This window comes from Clostridium sp. AF37-5, assembly GCF_003477605.1.
GTDB lineage: Bacteria > Bacillota > Clostridia > Lachnospirales > Lachnospiraceae > Eubacterium_F.
The window spans coordinates 71648-91910 of the sequence record NZ_QUDR01000012.1; the positions used below are offsets into that span (position 1 = coordinate 71648).

The window sequence follows — 20263 nt, forward strand, 5'->3', positions numbered from 1 at the left end:
CGTGATGGTTATGATAGCGGCATATAATTTATATCTTGGGGGCTTCCTGCCGGAAGTGTCACCAAAAAACAGTATTCACAACAAAAGAGAATTAAAAAATAAATATAAAAGCATTGTCAGCCTGAATAATGCGAATCCGCTTGTTATGGTGAAACTTTCTGCGGACACGCAGGCGTATGCGCTGAATGTGAAGGAAATGTCGATGGAACTTTCAGAAGCTTCGCAGGATGTGCTTAATGGGCGAAGTGAGGACGTGGAGGATAACATGAACCGCGTCTTGTCGTTGTACAATGGTCTGCTCAAACGCAGTGACGAGTATGGTGAGGCGAATCATAAGCCATCGAGACCGGGCGGTGAGCTGCGCTATCTTGTGGAGGGACACACGGCAGAATTGTTTGAATCCGGAATTGCGATTGATTCCGATGGCTTTTTGTCATTTTCAGATGAGGCAGAGATAAAAGTACCGGAGAAATTTATTGCGGATTTGGCATCGAAAGCAGAACAGATGAGTATGAATCCGATGGAGTATGTGGATAAGAAAGTTTATAGTTATGCGCATTTATATCGGAGCGACATTGGAACTGCTTATCAGGCATCTGCATTTAGCGGTATGCTGTTCAATTCGTACTGCTAAAGAGTGGGATTCTTTGTCGGCAAAGCAGAACAAAGGCACCAATCAGACCGCCGGCAATTAAGCCGGAGAAATACAAAAAAGGAAAATAAGGAAGGATGGCAGAAGGACCCACAAGCCATGCGGCTACGGCAAACTGCCCAATGTTATGTGTAATTCCGCCTGCAACACTAACTCCGAAAGCGGAAATGTGTAAGTGGGTTTTATTTTTCAACAAATTCATGATAATAAGACTAAGTACACTTCCGGCGAGGCTGTATAGAAATCCGAACAGACTGCCAAAGGTAAAAGCATTTAACAGTCCTCGTACAATGCTTACGGTAAGCGCTTGGCAGAAGCCATTTTTATACAAAACAAGTACAATAACCAGATTGGCAAGCCCCAGTTTGATTCCCGGAAATGGGATAGGAAGCGGAAAAAGACTTTCAATATAACTGAATATGAAAGCGATGGCGGTAAAAATAGCAAGTTCAGTGATTGTGTGGATGTGCGGTTTCATATAAGCCTCCTGTTTGGTATTATCGTACAATAGCATCCGGTGCAGAATCCGAAGAAGAATCCGTAATGGTTATGACAAGACGGTGCGGCAGACAGACAATCGACTGTCCGGTTTCTTTAATTGAGCCGGTTTTAACACAGGTTTTGTCACCACAGTCTGCATCCGTCATAGTAACGGCGCCATCCTGAATAAGGAATTGATTGCTTCCTCCGTCTGTACAGCGAATCGTTTGTTTTGTGTTTTCTGACAGGGGTAAGGATAGAATCAATTTTCCATTTTCACGGACTTCAACGGTTGAGGCAGGTGTGGATTTTGGATAATAAATCCAAACGGTAATGCCGATACCGATGAATAATAAAAATAGAATTAATATAAAATCGCTTTTGGTAAGATGTGAGCGTAAATTTGACATTGTTATCTCCTTGTCAACCGTAAAAACGTTAAGCAACTATCTTACACGATAGCAGATTTTGTATAAAAAGTCAAAAAGAGAGGATGAACTACATGAGAAATCAAAAAGGAAAAAAGATAGGACTTCATATGCTGACGGCAGCACTTTTTTTTGTACTTGCCATGAGCGTCTGCACAGTAAAAACGGAAGCGAAAGATTATAAACAGGGCAAGGTGTATAAAATCACAGCTAAAAGCAAGCCGTTGAAAGCATCGAAGTTTACAAAATCTTCCTTATATAATAAAAAAACAAGGATGTATTTTACCATTCGTTCCTATATGGAGAAATTCCAGAAAAAAGGAAAAGGAACGCTTATTTTGAAAAAGGGAACGTACACTATTACCAATACCATTCATGTGCCATCGAATGTTACGATTATTTTTGAAAAGGGCGTTAAAATTGTAAAAGGAACGAAGACGAATAAGAAAAAGATGCCGGCAGCGATTACGCTGTTCCAGTTGATTCGCCCATCAAATGCGAAAAAGAAAGGCGTTTACAGTGCTTATAATGGTGAGAAAAACATCCACTTTGTTGGCAAAGGCGGTGTTTCAATTGACATGAAATACATGAAATACGGCATTGCTTTTGATGTAGCACATAATGATGGCGTGACGATTGAAAAAATTAATTTTAAAAATGTAAATGTAGGACATTTTATTGAAATGGATGCATCTGCAAATGTTTCGGTTACCAGATGTACTTTTAAAAATGTGAAGAAAAATTCAGATTATGTAAAAGAGGCAATCAATCTGGATACGCCTGACCGCGAAACGCAGGGATTCCACAATGACTGGTCCACGTATGACAAGACACCGAATCAGAATGTGACAATTGCAAACTGCAAATTCTCGAATCTGGGACGTGCGATTGGAACTCATAAATATAGTGCGAATGGTGAAGAGCAGGTTTATCATAAGAACATTGTTTTGCGAAATAACCGCATTGAAAATATGCTCTGGGATTCGCCGGTACGCGTGATGAACTGGTCAGATTCTGTGTTGGAGAACAATGTTATTTCCAATGTAAAACAAAAAGGAAAAAGTGATACCCGTGGTATTTTGGTGAGCGGCGGTGTCAACGTTTCGATTAAAAATAACACACTCAGCGGCATGGGACGCGCAATTCAGTGCATTGCATGGAAAAACAGCGGGCCTGGATCGGTTTACCCGATTACTTATAATAATCTGACAGATCAGAACAAGGAAGATTTAAAAACAAATATTGGAAAGAAACTGGGACTTTCGGAGTATTTTGTACGAATTAACCCGGTATATAATGTATTTACAAATGCGGAAACAGTTGCGATAAGAAAAGGATGAAACTAAGATGTTGACACAGTTTTCAAGAACGGAATTATTGTTGGGAAAAGAAGGTATGGAACGCTTGAAAAATGCCAGAGTGGCAGTTTTCGGAGTTGGCGGTGTCGGTGGCTATGTATGTGAAGCGCTTGTTCGCAGCGGCGTGTTTACATTTGATTTGATTGATGATGATAAAGTCTGTCTGACGAATCTGAACCGGCAGATTATTGCTACGAGGAAAACAGTTGGACAGTACAAGGTGGATGTCATGAAAGAACGAATTTTAGATATCAACCCAGATGCTGTCGTAAATGTTCATAAGTGCTTCTTTTTGCCGGAAAATGCAGCAGAATTTCCGTTTGAGGAATATGACTACGTGATTGATGCGGTTGATACGGTGACGGCAAAGATTGAGTTAATCCTGCGTGCGAAGGAGACAAATACACCGATTATCAGCAGTATGGGTGCCGGTAATAAGCTAGATGCGAGCGGTTTCCGTGTTGCGGATATTTATAAAACAAAAGTGTGTCCGCTGGCAAAAGTAATGCGGCGCGAGTTGAAGAAACGCGGTGTGAAGAAACTCAAGGTGGTGTATTCGGAAGAACAACCGAAACGCCCGATTGAGGATATGGCAATCAGCTGCCGGACAAACTGCATCTGTCCGCCGGGGGCAAAGCATAAGTGCACGGAGCGCCGGGATATTCCGGGAAGTACAGCATTTGTACCTTCGGTTGCGGGGCTTATTATTGCCGGTGAGGTGGTTAAAGACTTGTGTCAGACGGAAAGTGAGCGGCGTTAATATGAGTATTACAGTAGATGAATTATTTGCAATGAACCCGGAAACTTATCAGATTATTGATATTCGCGGTGAGCAGGAAGTGGCTAGAGGTGCCATAGATGGAGCGTTGCATTTAGATAAAGATGAAATTTCGGCAAGTCCTGAGGTGGATAAGACAAAAAAACTTGTTATTTGTTGCAGCAGAGGCGAGACCAGTATCGGTGTTGCGGAAAAACTTTGTGAAGAAGGATTTGATGCCGTGAGCCTTCAGGGCGGCTATGCTTCGTGGCTTTTGGCACGTTTTCGTCAAATGGAAGAACAAGATGCTGCCGTTGACAAGGCGAAAGAAGTGGAGCGGAGTCTTCATAAAAAATTTCGAAAAAATATTTGGTCGAAATTTACGAAAGCGGTTACGCAGTATGAATTGGTAAAACCGGGAGATAAAATTGCGGTCTGCATTTCCGGCGGAAAAGATTCGATGTTGATGGCGAAATGTTTTCAGGACTTGAAACGTTTCAGCAAGTTCGAATTTGATGTAAAATTTCTTGTTATGGACCCCGGCTACAGCGAGGCAAACCGCAAGGTGATTGAGAACAATGCGAAAATTCTGAATGTGCCGATTACGATTTTTGAATCGAATATTTTTGATTCGGTTTACCATATTGAGAAATCGCCGTGTTATTTGTGTGCCCGTATGAGGAGAGGTCATTTGTATAATTTTGCGAGAGAACTTGGCTGCAATAAGATTGCACTTGGACATCATTACGACGATGTAATTGAAACGATTTTGATGGGAATGCTCTATGGGGCGCAGGTGCAGACGATGATGCCAAAACTTCACAGCACAAATTTTGAGGGAATGGAGTTGATTCGTCCGTTGTATCTTGTTCGTGAAGATGACATTAAGGCGTGGCGCGATTACAATGATTTGAAATTTATTCAGTGTGCGTGCAAATTTACGGACACTTGTACAACATGCGATAACGAGGAAACTCGCTCGAAACGGCTGGAAATTAAAAATCTGATTCATGAATTGAAGAAGACAAATCCTTTTATTGAGGGAAATATTTTTAAGAGTGTGGAAAATGTAAATCTAGATACGGTAATTGCTTATAAAAAAGATGGTGTAAAGCATCATTTTCTGGAGCATTACGAGGATAAATAGGAGGAGAGAGTATGAAAAAATGGCTTGAAAAAGTGGATTGGATTTATGTCATTGTGCCGCTTGCGTTACTTGGTACGTTTTGGGTGATTGCGGCATTTACCGGACAGTGGCCATGGCAGAGTAATCCGTACAATTCGTATGCATTGCAAACGGATTCGTGGCTGAAAGGAAGGCTTGATTTAGGGCAGGACTATCCATGGCTTGAACTTGCTATTTATCAGGGAAAGTATTTTGTTAGTTTTCCTCCATTTCCCTCTTATGTGTTGATTCCTTTTGTTATGATTTTTGGTACCAATACGCCGGACCATTTGATTGCTCTTTTGGTCACTATTGCCGGATGTGTGTACGCGATTAAACTTTACCGAGAGGTTTCTCTTGAAAAGCAGCATGCATTGTTCTGGGTGCTTATGCTCTATTTTGCGTCCGGTTATCTTTTTGTCGGGATGAACGGCTATGTCTGGTTTATTGCTCAGAGCATGAGTTTTACGCTTAGTTTAATGGCACTGTATTATGCGATGCGTCAAAAAGGTGGTTTGTCGTTAGCGTTTTGGGCGTGTGCTGTGGGATGCCGTCCGATGCTTGCGTTGTATGGTATTCTTTTGGTTTATCTTTTGGTGAAAGGGTACAAAAAGGAAAATCCGAAAGGGACAGTATGGCAGCTTGTAAAAGATAAATGGTACTGGGCGATTGGCTGTGGTGCGATTGCAATTTCGTATATGGCGCTTAATTATGCCCGCTTCGGCAATATCACGGAATTTGGACATAATTATCTGCCGGAGTTTACGAGAACTACGACTGGTCAGTTTAATTTTTCTTATTTAAAAGAAAATTTAATGCATTATCTGCGTCTGCCGGCAGCAGGGGGAAACGGTGGTGCGCTTTCGTTTTTCTCATCGGATGGAATGGCGTTTTGGCTGATTGCGCCGATTTTTATTACCATGATTGGTGTTTGGATATATGCGCTGGTGAAAAAGAGAGAGGGAAATTTGACGCTGCTTGTTATGCTTCCGATTTTGGCAGTGGCGCATTTGTTGATTATCTGCTGTCATAAAACGCTTGGCGGCTGGCAGTTTGGCAATCGCTATTTGCTTGATATGATGCCGTATTTGTTCTTTGGTCTGACACTCTGGAAACCAAAGGGTGAAAAGTTTGTGCAGTGGAATACGGTGATTTTGGTGTTTGGGTTTGCGATTAATCTGATTGGAACCGTGGCAACGTATAATCATTGGATTTGACGCATTCGTGTTGTATGGCGGCTAAGTTGCGTGATGGCTAAGTTGCGTGGCGGCTGTGCTGTGTGTTGCTGTGTTGTGCGTTGCGTGTGGATAGAGACGAAAACGTGAAAAACAACGCAAATTGTCTGAAAAGCGGAAAAGCGTTGCATCGGAATGATGGAACTTGCTATCAAAAACAACGCTAATTTGAAATTACACCTAAAAGAGTTGTTTTTGTGGCGTAAAACATCGCGAAAGGGCGAGGAGCACTTCTAAAATTCAGAAAAAGGCAACCATTAAAGGGAAAAATGAGTTAAAGAGTTGCTTGGTAGAATTATATTGAAAAATTCCAAAGAAATTTCTTTTTTTTCTTGATATAATATCGAAATCAAGAATGTTTTAGGAGGTAGAAAAATGAGAAAGAAGATTATTGTAAAGTTATTGGTGTTATCCCTTTTGGTTGGAGGATTGTGTCAATGGAGCGGAGGAAGTAAGGCTAAAGCGGCAAGTTCATATTGGCTTTATGGAACGGGGCTTACAAAAAGTCAGGGCGGCGAAGCTGGATGTCGTATTAAAATGTATTATCGGGGTGGAAAATTGATTATTAAGGGTGGCATGAGCAAGGTGAAGAAAAAGTTTGATTGGGATACAAGTAAAAAAATCAAGGCAAAGACACGAAAGTATAAGGTTGCATCTAATTGCAAAGTGGTAGAATGCGAGGGAAATGAAGAGTATTCCTATGCAATTAAAAAGTTCACAAAACAACGTGGAATTAAAAGTACGAAAAATTGGGCTGGTATTTCCACATGGGTTAAAATAGTGAAAGGAAAGGTTTCAAAAATTTATCTTTCTGCATGATTTTGCGGCAGGGGTATATGTTTTGCCCCTGTTTGTTATTTGCAGAAGAATAAAGGTGACTAGATGTGAAATAGAAAATATTTGAAAAAACATGTTGACGTTTCATGTGATTTTTAATATACTATACATAAGAAAAGCATTGTGCTTTAACAATAGGTGATGCACAGCCTTATAAATGAGCGATTTATGAGCAGAGGGCACGTAGTTGCCCTCTATTTTGTTGTTAGGAGAGAATGTTGGCGATAGAAAGCTACAAGCCATGCCAATTTTGCAGACTGTTATACTAAATATAAAGAAGTTATAAAATTAGTGGATGTTAGTTGGATGGTGTGATATACTATAATTATTAAATAACTTGATTGAAAAAAGAGCAGATTAACTAGGAGGTGAGGTTATGCCAGAGGCAATTCGTAATGTAGTGGATTTGTTTGTGCAAGAGATAAGAAATGTTTTGGGAGAAGATTTAAAAAAGGTAATTGTGTATGGATCCTATGCCAGAGGTGATTATAGGGAAGGCTCAGATGTGGATGTTATGGTATTGACGTCGCTTACTGATGAGGTTATAAAACCAGTTGAATATAAATTGTATGATGTTGCTTTTGATTTTTTAATGGAGTATGGAGTTGACATAAGCATTATTGTAAAGAATGAAGAGCATTTTAAATATTGGTTGGGAGCCTTACCGTTTTATGATAATGTTGTAAAGGAAGGTGTGGTTATTGATGGATAATAGAAAGCAGGACTTATCAAGTTATCGACTTTCGCAGGCGGAAGACAGTATTAAAGTTGCACAGATGAGTTATGATAATGCGTTATTTAAAGATTCCATTAATCGTTCGTATTATGCTACTTTTTACGCGATAAAGGCAGTATTGGCGTTGGAAGAAATTGATTTTAAACGGCATAAAGATGCAATTGGATATTTTAACAAAACCTATGTGGCAACAGAAAAGTTTTCAAAAGAATTAGGAAGAAGAATAGGGATGTTGAAGCAGTTGCGGGAAAAAAGCGATTATGATGATTTTTATATTGCAGGGAAAGAAGAGGCTGCTAAGCAAATTGAAACAGCAGTGCAGATGATTAATGAAGTGAAAAAATATGTTGGAAAAAACTCGTGAAGCTACAAGCCATGCCAACCTCGTGAGCAAAGCTCCCTCGGTCGCGGGCTGTCGCCCTATAAAAAATAAAAATCCCACTGCTTCTTATGTGAGCAAGCTCCCAACGAAGCAGCGTGAATTTTATTTTTTGCATGGCTTGTAGCTTTCGCGAAAAAAACTTATTGACGTGGACCTATGGCTTGTGGTATAGTGGATAGGCGATGAATTAGGTCTTTTTTTTATGCCAAAATTTTGACCAAGCCGCAGTTGCGGTGTAAGAGCTGAATAAGCGCAGGATTGCGTGGGTTCAGAAAAAATAATTTCACGGAGGTGACAAGATGCGTACTAAAATTACTTTGGAATGTACAGAATGCAAACAGCGTAATTACAACATGACCAAAGATAAGAAGAACCATCCGGACAGAATGGAAACAAAGAAATATTGTAGATTTTGCAAGAAACACACGTTACACAAGGAGACTAAGTAGTCCGTGTGATGTTTCGGAAAGGATGTGTGTCACATGAGCGAAGCAGAAAAGACTTCGAAACCTGGCTTCTTTAAAAGTGTAAAGAGTGAGTTCAAGAAGTGTACCTGGCCGAAGAAGGAAGATTTGGTGAAACAATCTGCACTTGTAATCGTAGTGTCCGTATTGCTCGGTGTACTGATTGCCGGTGTTGACTGGGTGATTCGTCTGGGATTGGCTGCACTTCACATTGTTTCATAGGAGGTTGCCATGGCAGAAGAAGCAAAATGGTATGTAGTTCATACTTATTCCGGTTATGAGAATAAGGTAAAAGCAGATATTGAGAAAACAATCGAGAATCGTAATCTGCAGGATCAGATTTTAGAAGTTCTGATTCCGCTGCAGACGGTCGTAGAAGAGAAAAACGGAGAAAAGAAACAGGTTCAGAAGAAAATGTTTCCGGCGTACGTTTTAATCAATATGATTATGAATGACCAGACTTGGTATGTTGTGCGAAACACACGTGGCGTAACAGGATTTGTTGGACCGGGATCCAAACCGGTACCGTTGACAGAAGAAGAAATTGCCAACATGGGATTTTTGGCAGAGGCAGAGGCTTCTCCATTTTCCATTGGAGATCATGTTATCGTTACAGAGGGAGTATGGCAGGATACTGACGGTGTTGTTCAGGAAGTTCACCCGGCAAAACAGATGGCAGTCATTGTCATTGATATGTTTGGCCGTGATACTCCGGTTGAGATTGACTTCTCAGAATTGAAACTGGTTTAATCGTTTAGGAGGAATTGAAAATGGCTAAGAAAGTCGAAGGATATATTAAATTACAGATTCCGGCAGGAAAGGCAACTCCGGCACCGCCGGTTGGTCCTGCACTTGGACAGCACGGAATCAATATTGCTCAGTTTACAAAAGAGTTTAACGCTAAAACACAGGGACAGGATGGAATGATTATTCCTGTTGTAATTACTGTTTATGCAGATAGAAGTTTTAGTTTTGTAACAAAGACTCCGCCGGCTGCTGTTCTTTTGAAGAAAGCATGCAAGATTCAGTCTGGTTCCGGCGAGCCGAACAAAAAGAAAGTTGCTACAATTTCTAAGGAAGATATCCAGAAAATTGCAGTAACAAAAATGCCTGACTTAAATGCCGGCAGCTTAGAAGCAGCTATGAGCATGATTGCTGGTACAGCAAGAAGTATGGGTATCACAGTAGAAGAGTAGTCAAAATTTATCGCAGAAAAAAGAACTAATGTCATTTGGACGTTGTGGGAGACAATGTTCGTTAATACCACTAGGAGGTTTGAAAAATGAAAAGAGGTAAAAAATATACAGAGGCCGCAAAATTAGTAGATCGTGCAACACAGTATGATGTGGCTGAAGCAATTAGCCTTGTTAAGAAAACAGCAGTTGCAAAATTTGATGAAACCGTAGAAGCTCATATCCGTCTTGGTGTAGATGGCCGTCATGCTGACCAGCAGGTGCGTGGTGCCGTTGTTCTGCCTCACGGTACTGGTAAAACAGTTCGTGTTCTTGTATTCGCTAAAGGTGATAAAGTGGCAGAAGCAGAAGCAGCAGGTGCAGATTTCGTTGGTGGCGAAGAACTCATTCCAAGAATCCAGAATGAGGGATGGTTCGATTTTGACGTTGTAGTAGCAACACCTGACATGATGGGCGTAGTTGGTCGTTTAGGACGTGTCCTCGGACCAAAAGGCTTGATGCCAAACCCAAAAGCTGGTACGGTTACAATGGATGTTACAAAGGCTGTTAATGATATTAAAGCAGGTAAAATCGAGTATCGTTTGGATAAAGCAAATATTATCCATTGTCCGGTTGGTAAAGCTTCCTTCACAGAAGAGCAGCTTACCGAGAACTTTAACACATTGATGGATGCTATTGTTAAAGCAAAACCAGCAAGTGCAAAGGGAACCTATATGAAGAGTGTTACCGTAACTTCTACAATGGGTCCTGGAATCAAAGTAAATACTTTGAAAATTGGATAATTAAAAACTTGACAATTGTGTAGCGCTATGCTACACTGACTAAAGTTTATAACTGCCGTAGACAGCAAGTATAGCTTTGCTATGTAAGTGCGGATGCCGCTTGCCGAGGAAGATTGTGAATGCAATCATAGTGAGATTATATCCTCTGTCTGCGTGCGCAGGCAGAGGATTTTTTATAAATGTCAATGACATTTTTGATGAAATCTCCGGCAGATTATATGGCAGCATAAGCTGACAATAATAAGGAGGTAACAAATCATGGCTAAAGTCGAATTAAAAGCGCCTATCGTTGATGAAATCAAAGGCTATGTATCAGATGCTAAATCTGCAGTTCTTGTTGATTATCGTGGACTGACAGTTGAGCAGGATACAAAACTTCGTAAACAGTTAAGAGAAGCTGGTGTTGTATACAAAGTATACAAAAATACAATGCTTCACTTGGCGTTTGATGGAACCGATTTTGCGCAGCTTGACAAAGACTTGGAAGGTCCTACAGCAATCGCATTCGGTATCGAAGATGAGACTGCTCCGGCAAGAATTATTAATAATTTTGCAAAAGAAGCAGAGGCTCTTGAGATTAAGAGTGGAGTTGTAGATGGTGAGTATTATGATGCCGCTGGCGTTAAAGTTCTTGCTACAATCCCGTCAAAAGACGAGCTTATTTCCAAGTTGCTTGGAAGCCTGCAGTCACCAATCACGAACTTTGCTCGTGTCGTAAAACAGATTGCAGAAGCTCAGGGCGAAACAGCAGCAGAATAAGTTATTATTATTTTTTTAAATTTGAATGGAGGAAAACAAAATGACAACACAGGAATTTATCGATGCTATCAAAGAGATGAGCGTTATGGAATTGAATGATTTAGTAAAAGCATGTGAGGAAGAGTTCGGCGTATCTGCAGCAGCAGGTGTAGTCGTTGCAGCAGCAGGCGGAGACGCAGCAGGCGGTGCAGCTGAGAAAGACGAGTTCGACGTAGAGTTGACAGAAGTTGGAGCAGCTAAGGTTAAAGTTATCAAAGTTGTTCGTGAAGTAACTGGTCTTGGATTGAAAGAAGCTAAAGAAGTTGTAGACGGAGCTCCTAAAGTAGTTAAAGAGGGCGCTACAAAAGAAGAAGCTGAAGAAATCAAAGAGAAACTCGAAGCTGAAGGCGCAAAAGTAACATTAAAATAATCGCGTTCACACTAAGCGGTGCAAAACCAGAAATAGACTCAGAAACTGCAAGCTTGCTTGCGAGTTTCTGAGTCTATTTTTGATTTTATAGCGCGCGTAGAGACGCACGAAGTGCGGCACGGCACCGCTTATGCATCCTTGATATTGTTAATAAACTCCTCCAATAACTTAGCCGTTCTTTCCACACCAATCCGGCTGCTATTGATACAAACATCATAATTGCGCGAGTCACCCCATTTAAAATCCGAATAGTGATTATGGTATCGGCGGCGGTATGCGTCATGTTTAGTGATTTTAGCTGCGGCGGCAGTTTCGGAAAGCGAAAACTTCTCCATAACATGTTTTAATTTGCGGTCCTTGTTTCCGGTAACAAAAATTGAAACTAAGCTATCATATTCCTTTAGAATCGTTTCGGAACAACGGCCAAGCACGACGAAAGATTCGCCGGAGGCGGCCTTTTTACGAAGAAATTCGAACTGCATCTGCGCCAGATTGTCTTCGGTTGCGTTAGAATATCCTTTTACTCGGCGCGAAAGCAGTTTGTTGCGCGGCTTTTCATCTACACCGGCAAAAACAGCCGGGTCAAAGCCCTTTTCTTTTGCGATTTCGTCAAGCATATTGCGGTCATAAAAAGGAAGCCCCAGATCTTTCGCAATTTGTTTCGCAATTGTGTGTCCTTCACTGCCGTATTCACGGCTGATTGAAATAATGATTTGATTCCCCATACATCGTCTCCTTAAAAATATTAAAAAAATAGAAAAAAGTGCCAAATAAACGCTTGACACCTTACTACATTTGTGGTACGATAGAAAATGCACTATTGTGGTATGGTAGGCGCAATATCCCTACCTAATTTGTAGTATATCACAGTTCTGTAGAAAAGACAAGGAGTGAAATCATCAATGGAGAAAAACAGAATACGCCCTGTCCATGTGGGCAAAGGTGTGAGAATGAGTTACTCGAAACAGAAAGAAGTATTGGAGATGCCAAACCTCATTGAGGTTCAGACAGATTCGTACAAATGGTTTCTGGAAGAGGGCTTGAATGAAGTATTCCGCGATATTTCGCCGATTGCGGATTACAACGGCAATTTAAGTCTGGAATTTGTTAGCTTTGAGCTGTGCCGGGATGATGTGAAATATTCCATCGAAGAGTGTAAGGAGCGGGATGCGACTTATGCGGCACCATTGAAAGTTAAAGTAAGACTCCATAATAATGAAACAGAGGAAATTAGTGAACATGATATTTTCATGGGAGACCTTCCTCTTATGACCGCGACAGGTACGTTTATTATTAACGGAGCAGAGCGTGTTATTGTAAGTCAGTTGGTTCGTTCCCCTGGCATTTATTATGGTATCGCCCATGATAAAATTGGTAAAGAGTTGTATTCTTCGACTGTTATTCCAAACCGTGGAGCGTGGTTGGAATATGAGACAGACTCCAATGATATATTTTACGTTCGTGTAGATAGAAATAGAAAAGTTCCGATTACGGTTTTGATTCGTGCACTTGGTGTAGGGACAGATCAGGAAATTTTGAACATGTTTGGCGAGGAGCCGAAAATTTTGGCAAGTATTGAGAAGGACGTTTCCAAGAACTATCAGGACGGTTTGCTTGAATTGTATAAAAAACTTCGTCCGGGTGAACCGCTTGCTGTTGACAGTGCGGAAAGCCTCATTAACAATATGTTCTTTGATGTAAGACGTTATGACTTGGCGAAGGTTGGACGTTATAAATTTAATAAGAAATTATCCTTCACAAATCGTATTGTCGGATTTGCACTTGCAGAAGATGCAGTCAGCCCGGAAACCGGTGAAGTAGTGGCAGAAGCCGGAACGATGGTTTCCGAAGAGCTTGCTCGTGAAATTCAGAACGCAGCCATTCCGTTTGTAATGATGCAGACAGAAGAAGGACATGTTGTAAAAGTATTGTCCAATATGATGGTTGATTTACATGCATTTTTGCCACAGGCAGATAAAAAAGCGTTGGGAATTACAGAAGATGTTTACTATCCGGAATTGAAGAAGATTTTGGAAGAAAATGAGACGGATGAGGAGCGTTATGACGCAATCCGCCGCAATGTAGCATTGTTAATTCCGAAACATATAACAAAGGAAGATATTTTTGCTTCTATTAACTACAACATCCATTTGGAATATGGTCTGGGAAATGACGACGATATCGATCACTTGGGAAATCGTCGTATCCGTGCAGTAGGCGAGCTGCTTCAGAACCAGTACCGTATTGGTTTGTCCCGTATGGAGCGTGTGGTGCGTGAAAGAATGACAACGCAGGATATCGAAGGTATTTCTGCACAGTCGTTGATTAATATTAAACCGGTAACGGCAGCGGTTAAGGAATTCTTCGGAAGTTCCCAGCTGTCACAGTTTATGGATCAGAACAACCCGCTTTCTGAGTTGACACACAAACGTCGTCTGTCAGCCCTCGGACCTGGTGGTTTGTCCCGTGACCGTGCCGGATTTGAGGTGCGTGACGTACACTATTCCCATTATGGAAGAATGTGTCCGATTGAGACGCCTGAGGGACCGAACATCGGTTTGATCAACTCACTGGCATCTTACGCAAGAATTAACGAGTATGGATTTGTTGAGGCTCCATATCGTAAAGTAGACCACTCGGATGCGGAGAATCCACGTGTAACAGATGAAGTTGTTTATATGACGGCAGACGAAGAAGACCGTTACCACGTTGCACAGGCGAATGAGCGTCTGGACGAAGAAGGTCATTTCGTTCGTAAAAATGTATCCGGTCGTTTCCGTGAAGAGACATCGGAATTTGAGAGAAATAAAATTGATTACATGGACGTATCGCCAAAGATGGTATTCTCTGTGGCAACAGCCATGATTCCATTCTTGGAAAATGATGATGCGAACCGTGCTCTGATGGGTTCCAACATGCAGCGTCAGGCAGTGCCGCTTCTTGTAACAGAAGCACCGGTTGTCGGAACAGGTATGGAAATGAAAGCGGCTGTTGACTCCGGAAACTGTGTGGTAGCAAAAGAAGGCGGTGTGGTAGAACGTGCCGAAACAAACCGCATTTTGATTCGCAAAAAAGATGGAAATCTGGATGAGTATAAATTGTCTAAATTTGTACGAAGCAACCAGGGTACCTGCATGAACCAGAGACCGATTGTTACAAAAGGTGATGAAGTTGAGACTGGTCAGGTAATTGCTGATGGACCTTCTACTTCCGGCGGCGAAATCGCCCTTGGTAAAAACCCATTGATTGGATTTATGACATGGGAAGGTTATAACTACGAGGATGCCGTACTGCTCAGTGAAAGACTGGTGCAGGAAGATGTGTATACTTCTGTTCATATTAATGAATATGAGACAGAAGCACGTGATACAAAACTCGGACCGGAAGAAATTACACGTGATGTACCGGGCGTCGGTGATGATGCTCTCAAAGATTTGGATGAGCGCGGTATTATCCGTATTGGTGCAGAAGTTCGTGCCGGAGACATCTTAGTTGGTAAAGTAACACCAAAAGGTGAGACAGAACTGACTGCAGAAGAAAGACTTCTTCGTGCTATTTTCGGAGAGAAAGCAAGAGAAGTAAGAGATACATCTCTTCGCGTTCCACATGGTGAATTTGGTATCGTTGTGGATGCGAAAGTATTTACCCGTGAAAATGGGGATGAATTGTCACCTGGTGTAAATCAGACCGTGCGCATTTATATTGCACAGAAGAGAAAAATTCAGGTCGGCGATAAGATGGCTGGTCGTCATGGTAACAAGGGTGTCGTTTCCCGTGTACTGCCGGTTGAAGATATGCCATTTTTGCCAAACGGACGTCCGCTTGACATCGTGTTGAATCCTCTGGGTGTGCCTTCCCGAATGAATATCGGACAGGTGCTTGAGATTCATTTGAGTCTGGCAGCGAAAGTCCTTGGTTTCAATGTTGCAACACCGGTATTTGATGGCGCAAACGAGATTGACATCATGGATACCTTGAAACTGGCAAATGATTATGTAAATACACCGCTTGAGGATTTTGAGAAGAAATACAAAGATGTTCTTGATCCGGAAGTGATGGATTATCTCCTGACAAATCAGGACTATAGAAAAGAATGGGCAGGTGTGCCGATTAAGGAAGATGGAAAGGTTCAGCTTCGTGACGGACGTACCGGAGAGTATTTCGATGGCGAAGTTACGATTGGTTTCATGCATTATCTGAAACTCCATCACTTGGTTGATGATAAAATCCATGCTCGTTCCACTGGTCCTTATTCACTGGTTACCCAACAGCCACTTGGTGGTAAAGCGCAGTTTGGTGGTCAGCGATTCGGAGAGATGGAGGTATGGGCTCTTGAGGCGTATGGTGCAGCTTATACTCTTCAGGAAATTCTGACCGTGAAGTCGGATGACGTAGTAGGACGTGTTAAGACATACGAAGCAATTATCAAAGGCGACAATATTTCTGAGCCTGGCATACCTGAGTCCTTTAAGGTATTGCTGAAAGAGTTACAGGCTCTCGGATTGGATGTTGCAGTGCTGGATGAAGAAGGAAACGAAGTTCAGATGAATGAGTCCATAGAAGAAGGAACTCATGAAAATGTGAATGAATTAATCAATGACAAAAACTTTGAACTCAAAGAAGAATCCTTTGAAGATGCCGGTTTCCGCGAAACGGATGTACAGGGCATTGATGACGATAGCAGCATCAGCGCAGATTGATAGAAAGGACGGGTTATAAATATGCCACAGTATGGTAATGAAGAAGAAAAGACATTGACTTACGATAAAATTAAAATCAGACTGGCATCTCCGGAAAAAATCCGTGAGTGGTCCAGAGGTGAGGTAAAGAAGCCGGAGACCATCAATTATCGTACCCTGAAACCGGAAAAAGACGGTTTGTATTGCGAGCGTATTTTTGGACCGAGCAAAGACTGGGAATGTCATTGCGGTAAGTACAAAAAAGTACGTTATAAAGGTGTTGTCTGCGACCGATGTGGTGTGGAAGTCACAAAATCCAGCGTTCGTCGTGAGCGCATGGGTCACATTGAGTTGGCTGCTCCGGTATCCCATATTTGGTACTTCAAGGGAATTCCGAGCCGCATGGGCTTGATTTTGGATATTTCTCCAAAAGTATTGGAAAAAGTATTGTATTTTGCTTCCTATATTGTATTGGAATCTGAGACACCGGAAATTCAGGTAAAACAGGTTCTTTCTGAGCAGGAATACCAGAAAGCAAGAGAAGATTTTGGTGATACGTTCCGTGTTGGTATGGGTGCAGAATCCATTCAGGAACTTTTGCAGAGAATTGATTTGGAAGAAGAGTCCAAAACATTGAAAGATGAATTGAAGGATGCCAGCGGACAGAAACGTGCCCGCATTATCAAGCGTCTGGAAGTTGTAGAAGCATTCCGTGAATCCGGAAACCATCCGGACTGGATGATTCTTACGGTGATTCCTGTTATTCCACCGGATCTTCGTCCGATGGTACAGCTGGATGGTGGACGTTTTGCAACTTCCGATTTGAACGATTTGTATCGTCGAATCATTAATCGTAACAACCGTTTGAAGAGACTTTTGGAACTTGGCGCTCCGGATATCATTGTGCGAAACGAAAAACGTATGCTGCAGGAAGCAGTTGATGCATTGATTGATAATGGACGTCGTGGCCGTCCGGTTACAGGACCTGGAAACCGTGCATTGAAATCATTGTCTGATATGCTTAAAGGTAAACAGGGACGTTTTCGTCAGAACCTTCTTGGTAAGCGTGTTGACTATTCCGGACGTTCTGTAATCGTCGTAGGACCGGAACTTAAGATTTATCAGTGCGGTCTGCCAAAAGAGATGGCAATTGAGCTTTTCAAACCATTTGTAATGAAAGAATTGGTTGCAAACGGAACTGCTCATAATATTAAAAATGCAAAGAAAATGGTAGAGAAGTTAGAGCCTGCTGTATGGGATATCCTTGAAGAAGTAATTCGCGAGCATCCGGTTATGTTAAACCGTGCCCCTACACTTCACCGTCTGGGTATTCAGGCATTTGAGCCAATCCTTGTCGAAGGTAAGGCAATCAAACTTCATCCACTCGTATGTACAGCGTTCAACGCCGACTTCGATGGAGACCAGATGGCTGTGCATTTGCCACTTTCCGTGGAAGCACAGGCAGAGTGCCGCTTCCTTCTGTTGTCACCAAACAACCTGCTGAAACCATCCGATGGTGGTGCCGTAGCCGTACCTTCTCAGGATATGGTCCTTGGTATTTATTATTTGACACAGGAGAGAACTCCGGAGCAGGGAGCAAAAGGAACCGGACGTTTCTTTAAAGATATGAATGAGGCAATTATTGCCTATGAAAACCATGAGATTACACTTCATGCAAAAATTAAAATTCGTCGTTTTGGCGTAAATGCTGCAGGTGAAGAAGAATCTCGTATTATTGAATCGACATTGGGAAGATTTATTTTCAATGAGATTATCAGCCAGAATCTTGGGTTTGTTGACCGAAGCAATCCGGATAACTTCCTTAAACTGGAAGTAGATTTCCACGTTGGCAAAAAGCAGTTGAAACAGATTCTGGAAAAATGTATTAACAATGAAGGTGCAACAAAGACAGCGGAAACGCTCGATGCAATTAAAGCACTTGGTTATAAATATTCGACAAAGGCAGCAATGACTGTTTCCATTTCCGATATGGAAGTGCCGGCAACGAAGAAAGATTTGCTTAAGCAGGCAGAGAATACGGTTGAGGTTATTTCCCAGAAATACCGCCGTGGTCTGTTGACTGAGGAAGAACGTTACAAATCTGTTGTTGAGACATGGAAAACTGCCGATGACCAGATTACACATGACTTGTTGAGTGGTTTGGATGAATTGAATAACATCTACATGATGGCGGACTCCGGAGCTCGTGGTTCGGATAAGCAGATTAAACAGCTTGCCGGAATGCGTGGTTTGATGGCAGATACATCCGGTCGTACCATCGAACTTCCAATCAAGTCAAACTTCCGTGAAGGTCTTGACGTATTGGAGTACTTTATTTCTGCGCATGGTGCTCGTAAAGGTCTTTCCGATACAGCGCTTCGTACAGCCGATTCCGGATATTTGACAAGACGTCTTGTTGATGTGTCTCAGGAATTGATTATTCGTGAGACGGATTGCTGCGAGAGCCGTAACCGTGCAGAAATTCCGGGTATGTGGATTAGTGCGTTCATGGATGGAAAAGAAGTAATTGAGACGCTTGAGGAGAGAATTACAGGACGTTATTCCTGTGAAACAATTCTTGATGACGATGGTGAAGTGATTGTTAAGGCAAATCATATGATTACGCCAAAACGTGCGGCACGCATTGTGAATACAAAGAAAATTATTGATGCAGGTGATAAGGCACAGGTTAAGATTCGTACGATTCTTACTTGCAAATCACACATTGGTATTTGTGCTAAATGTTATGGTTCAAACATGGCAACGAAAGAACCGGTACAGGTTGGTGAAGCAGTTGGTATTATTGCTGCTCAGTCCATCGGTGAGCCGGGTACACAGCTTACCATGCGTACGTTCCATACCGGTGGTGTGGCCGGCGACGATATCACACAGGGTCTTCCTCGTGTCGAGGAGCTTTTTGAGGCAAGAAAGCCAAAGGGACTTGCTATTATTTCCGAATTTGCAGGAAAAGTTCAGCTTCGTGACACCAAGAAGAAACGTGAAGTGGTTATTACAAATGATGAAACCGGACAGAGCAAAGCATATCTGATTCCATATGGTTCCCGTATTAAAGTATTGGAAGGACAGGAATTAGAGGCTGGTGATGAGTTGACAGAAGGTAGTGTAAATCCACATGACATCTTGAAAATTAAAGGTGTTCGTGCGGTTCAGGATTATATGCTCCGTGAAGTACAGCGCGTATACCGTCTGCAAGGTGTAGAAATTAATGATAAGCATATCGAGGTTATTGTACGTCAGATGCTGAAGAAGATACGCATTGAGAATAATGGGGATTCTGACTTCCAGCCTGGTGTTATGGTAGATGCTCTGGATTATGAGGATGTAAAAGAGCAGCTTGAAGCTGAGGGTAAACAGCCACCGGAAGGCAAGCAGGTTATTCTTGGTATTACAAAAGCTTCCCTGGCAACGAATTCCTTCTTGTCAGCGGCATCTTTCCAGGAGACTACTAAAGTGTTGACCGATGCAGCAATTAAGGGCAAAGTGGACCCATTGATTGGTTTGAAAGAGAACGTTATTATTGGTAAGCTGATTCCGGCCGGAACCGGTATGAAGCGTTATCGTAATATCAAGCTGCACAGTGACCTGGTAGACAGTCTTGAGCCACCGGAACCGGTAGAAGAGGTTGTAGAAGTGGTAGAAGAAGAAAAAGAGAAAGAAGTAAAGATTCTCGTAAAAGATCCGGATGTTGAACTGGATATTGCGGAAGACGAAGAAATTGCCATGACAGAAGCAGATGATGACGTGGTAACGATTGAAGAGTAATTAACAAAATCGAAAAAATAGGTGCTTTGCTATATGGTTAAGCACCTGTTTTTTTCTTTTTTTGTCGTGATTTAAGTTAGAAAAACGCTCAAAATAAAAAATGCAAAAAACATGAAAAAAAGTGTTGACAAACGTCGAACCGTTTGATAAGATATAACTCGTTG

The 20263-nt window shown here is 41.9% G+C and carries 20 protein-coding genes and 1 other annotated feature; of the genes, 17 read left to right on the plus strand and 3 right to left on the minus strand.

The features are described from left to right. Positions 1-10 precede the first annotated feature (10 nt). Positions 11-634 (plus strand): hypothetical protein, encoded by a 624-nt coding sequence (locus DW019_RS09010; protein ID WP_147353020.1) that lies wholly within the window; start codon positions 11-13, stop codon positions 632-634. Here DW019_RS09010 and DW019_RS09015 read toward each other — a convergent pair. Further along, positions 618-1130, minus strand: coding sequence for a Gx transporter family protein (locus DW019_RS09015; RefSeq protein WP_118443162.1), 513 nt, complete (start codon positions 1128-1130; stop codon positions 618-620). The two genes, DW019_RS09010 and DW019_RS09015, sit on opposite strands and share 17 nt — an antisense overlap. Positions 1131-1149: 19 nt before the next feature. Further along, a complete protein-coding gene (locus tag DW019_RS09020; protein WP_118443163.1) occupies positions 1150-1542 on the minus strand; it encodes a NusG domain II-containing protein in 393 nt (130 codons plus the stop codon). A 92-nt stretch (positions 1543-1634) separates the two neighbouring features. Here DW019_RS09020 and DW019_RS09025 point away from each other — a divergent pair, with 92 nt between their 5' ends. From DW019_RS09025 to rplL, 14 genes are all read left to right on the plus strand, one after another. Next, positions 1635-2900 carry a right-handed parallel beta-helix repeat-containing protein gene (locus tag DW019_RS09025; protein WP_118443164.1) on the plus strand — a complete coding sequence of 422 codons (1266 nt, stop codon included), beginning with the start codon at positions 1635-1637 and terminating at the stop codon, positions 2898-2900. A 7-nt stretch (positions 2901-2907) separates the two neighbouring features. Further along, a complete protein-coding gene (locus tag DW019_RS09030; protein ID WP_118443165.1) occupies positions 2908-3678 on the plus strand; it encodes a tRNA threonylcarbamoyladenosine dehydratase in 771 nt (256 codons plus the stop codon). 1 nt (position 3679) lies between these two features. Continuing rightward, the gene (locus DW019_RS09035; RefSeq protein ID WP_118443166.1) at positions 3680-4822 is read left to right on the plus strand and encodes an ATP-binding protein; all 1143 of its coding nucleotides are present in this window, start codon (positions 3680-3682) and stop codon (positions 4820-4822) included. Between the two features lie 11 nt (positions 4823-4833). Further along, entirely contained in the window at positions 4834-6057 is a 1224-nt protein-coding gene (locus DW019_RS09040; protein WP_118443167.1) for a hypothetical protein, read from the plus strand. A 393-nt stretch (positions 6058-6450) separates the two neighbouring features. After that, positions 6451-6894 carry a hypothetical protein gene (locus tag DW019_RS09045; RefSeq protein ID WP_118443168.1) on the plus strand — a complete coding sequence of 148 codons (444 nt, stop codon included), beginning with the start codon at positions 6451-6453 and terminating at the stop codon, positions 6892-6894. Between the two features lie 394 nt (positions 6895-7288). After that, on the plus strand, positions 7289-7624 hold the full coding sequence (locus DW019_RS09050) for a nucleotidyltransferase domain-containing protein (protein WP_117478120.1): 336 nt from the start codon (positions 7289-7291) through the stop codon (positions 7622-7624). Then, positions 7617-8012, plus strand: a complete 396-nt coding sequence (locus DW019_RS09055; RefSeq protein ID WP_117478119.1) for a HEPN domain-containing protein — start codon at positions 7617-7619, stop codon at positions 8010-8012. The genes DW019_RS09050 and DW019_RS09055 overlap by 8 nt, the downstream gene beginning before the upstream one ends. Positions 8013-8329: 317 nt before the next feature. After that, positions 8330-8479 (plus strand): 50S ribosomal protein L33, encoded by a 150-nt coding sequence (gene rpmG, locus DW019_RS09060; RefSeq protein ID WP_022376034.1) that lies wholly within the window; start codon positions 8330-8332, stop codon positions 8477-8479. Between the two features lie 33 nt (positions 8480-8512). Further along, a complete protein-coding gene (secE, locus tag DW019_RS09065) occupies positions 8513-8716 on the plus strand; it encodes a preprotein translocase subunit SecE (RefSeq protein WP_022376033.1) in 204 nt (67 codons plus the stop codon). A 9-nt stretch (positions 8717-8725) separates the two neighbouring features. Continuing rightward, positions 8726-9244 (plus strand): transcription termination/antitermination protein NusG, encoded by a 519-nt coding sequence (gene nusG, locus DW019_RS09070; protein ID WP_022376032.1) that lies wholly within the window; start codon positions 8726-8728, stop codon positions 9242-9244. A 20-nt stretch (positions 9245-9264) separates the two neighbouring features. Further along, on the plus strand, positions 9265-9690 hold the full coding sequence (gene rplK / locus DW019_RS09075) for a 50S ribosomal protein L11 (RefSeq protein WP_118443169.1): 426 nt from the start codon (positions 9265-9267) through the stop codon (positions 9688-9690). Positions 9691-9776: 86 nt separating this feature from the next. Continuing rightward, entirely contained in the window at positions 9777-10469 is a 693-nt protein-coding gene (rplA, locus tag DW019_RS09080; protein WP_118443170.1) for a 50S ribosomal protein L1, read from the plus strand. 37 nt (positions 10470-10506) lie between these two features. After that, positions 10507-10652: a sequence feature (ribosomal protein L10 leader region), on the plus strand. A 75-nt stretch (positions 10653-10727) separates the two neighbouring features. Continuing rightward, the gene (rplJ, locus tag DW019_RS09085; protein WP_022376029.1) at positions 10728-11228 is read left to right on the plus strand and encodes a 50S ribosomal protein L10; all 501 of its coding nucleotides are present in this window, start codon (positions 10728-10730) and stop codon (positions 11226-11228) included. 40 nt (positions 11229-11268) lie between these two features. Then, positions 11269-11637, plus strand: a complete 369-nt coding sequence (gene rplL, locus DW019_RS09090; RefSeq protein ID WP_022376028.1) for a 50S ribosomal protein L7/L12 — start codon at positions 11269-11271, stop codon at positions 11635-11637. A gap of 128 nt (positions 11638-11765) precedes the next feature. Here rplL and DW019_RS09095 read toward each other — a convergent pair whose 3' ends face one another. Next, positions 11766-12362, minus strand: a complete 597-nt coding sequence (locus DW019_RS09095) for a cytidylate kinase-like family protein (RefSeq protein ID WP_118443171.1) — start codon at positions 12360-12362, stop codon at positions 11766-11768. 177 nt (positions 12363-12539) lie between these two features. On the opposite strand from DW019_RS09095, the gene DW019_RS09100 reads away from it, so the two are divergent. Both DW019_RS09100 and rpoC read left to right on the plus strand, forming a co-directional pair. Beyond that, positions 12540-16337: a DNA-directed RNA polymerase subunit beta gene (locus tag DW019_RS09100; protein WP_117478116.1), complete on the plus strand. Its 3798-nt coding sequence runs from the start codon at positions 12540-12542 to the stop codon at positions 16335-16337. Between the two features lie 21 nt (positions 16338-16358). After that, the gene (gene rpoC, locus DW019_RS09105) at positions 16359-20099 is read left to right on the plus strand and encodes a DNA-directed RNA polymerase subunit beta' (protein ID WP_118443172.1); all 3741 of its coding nucleotides are present in this window, start codon (positions 16359-16361) and stop codon (positions 20097-20099) included. The last annotated feature ends 164 nt before the right edge of the window (positions 20100-20263 follow it).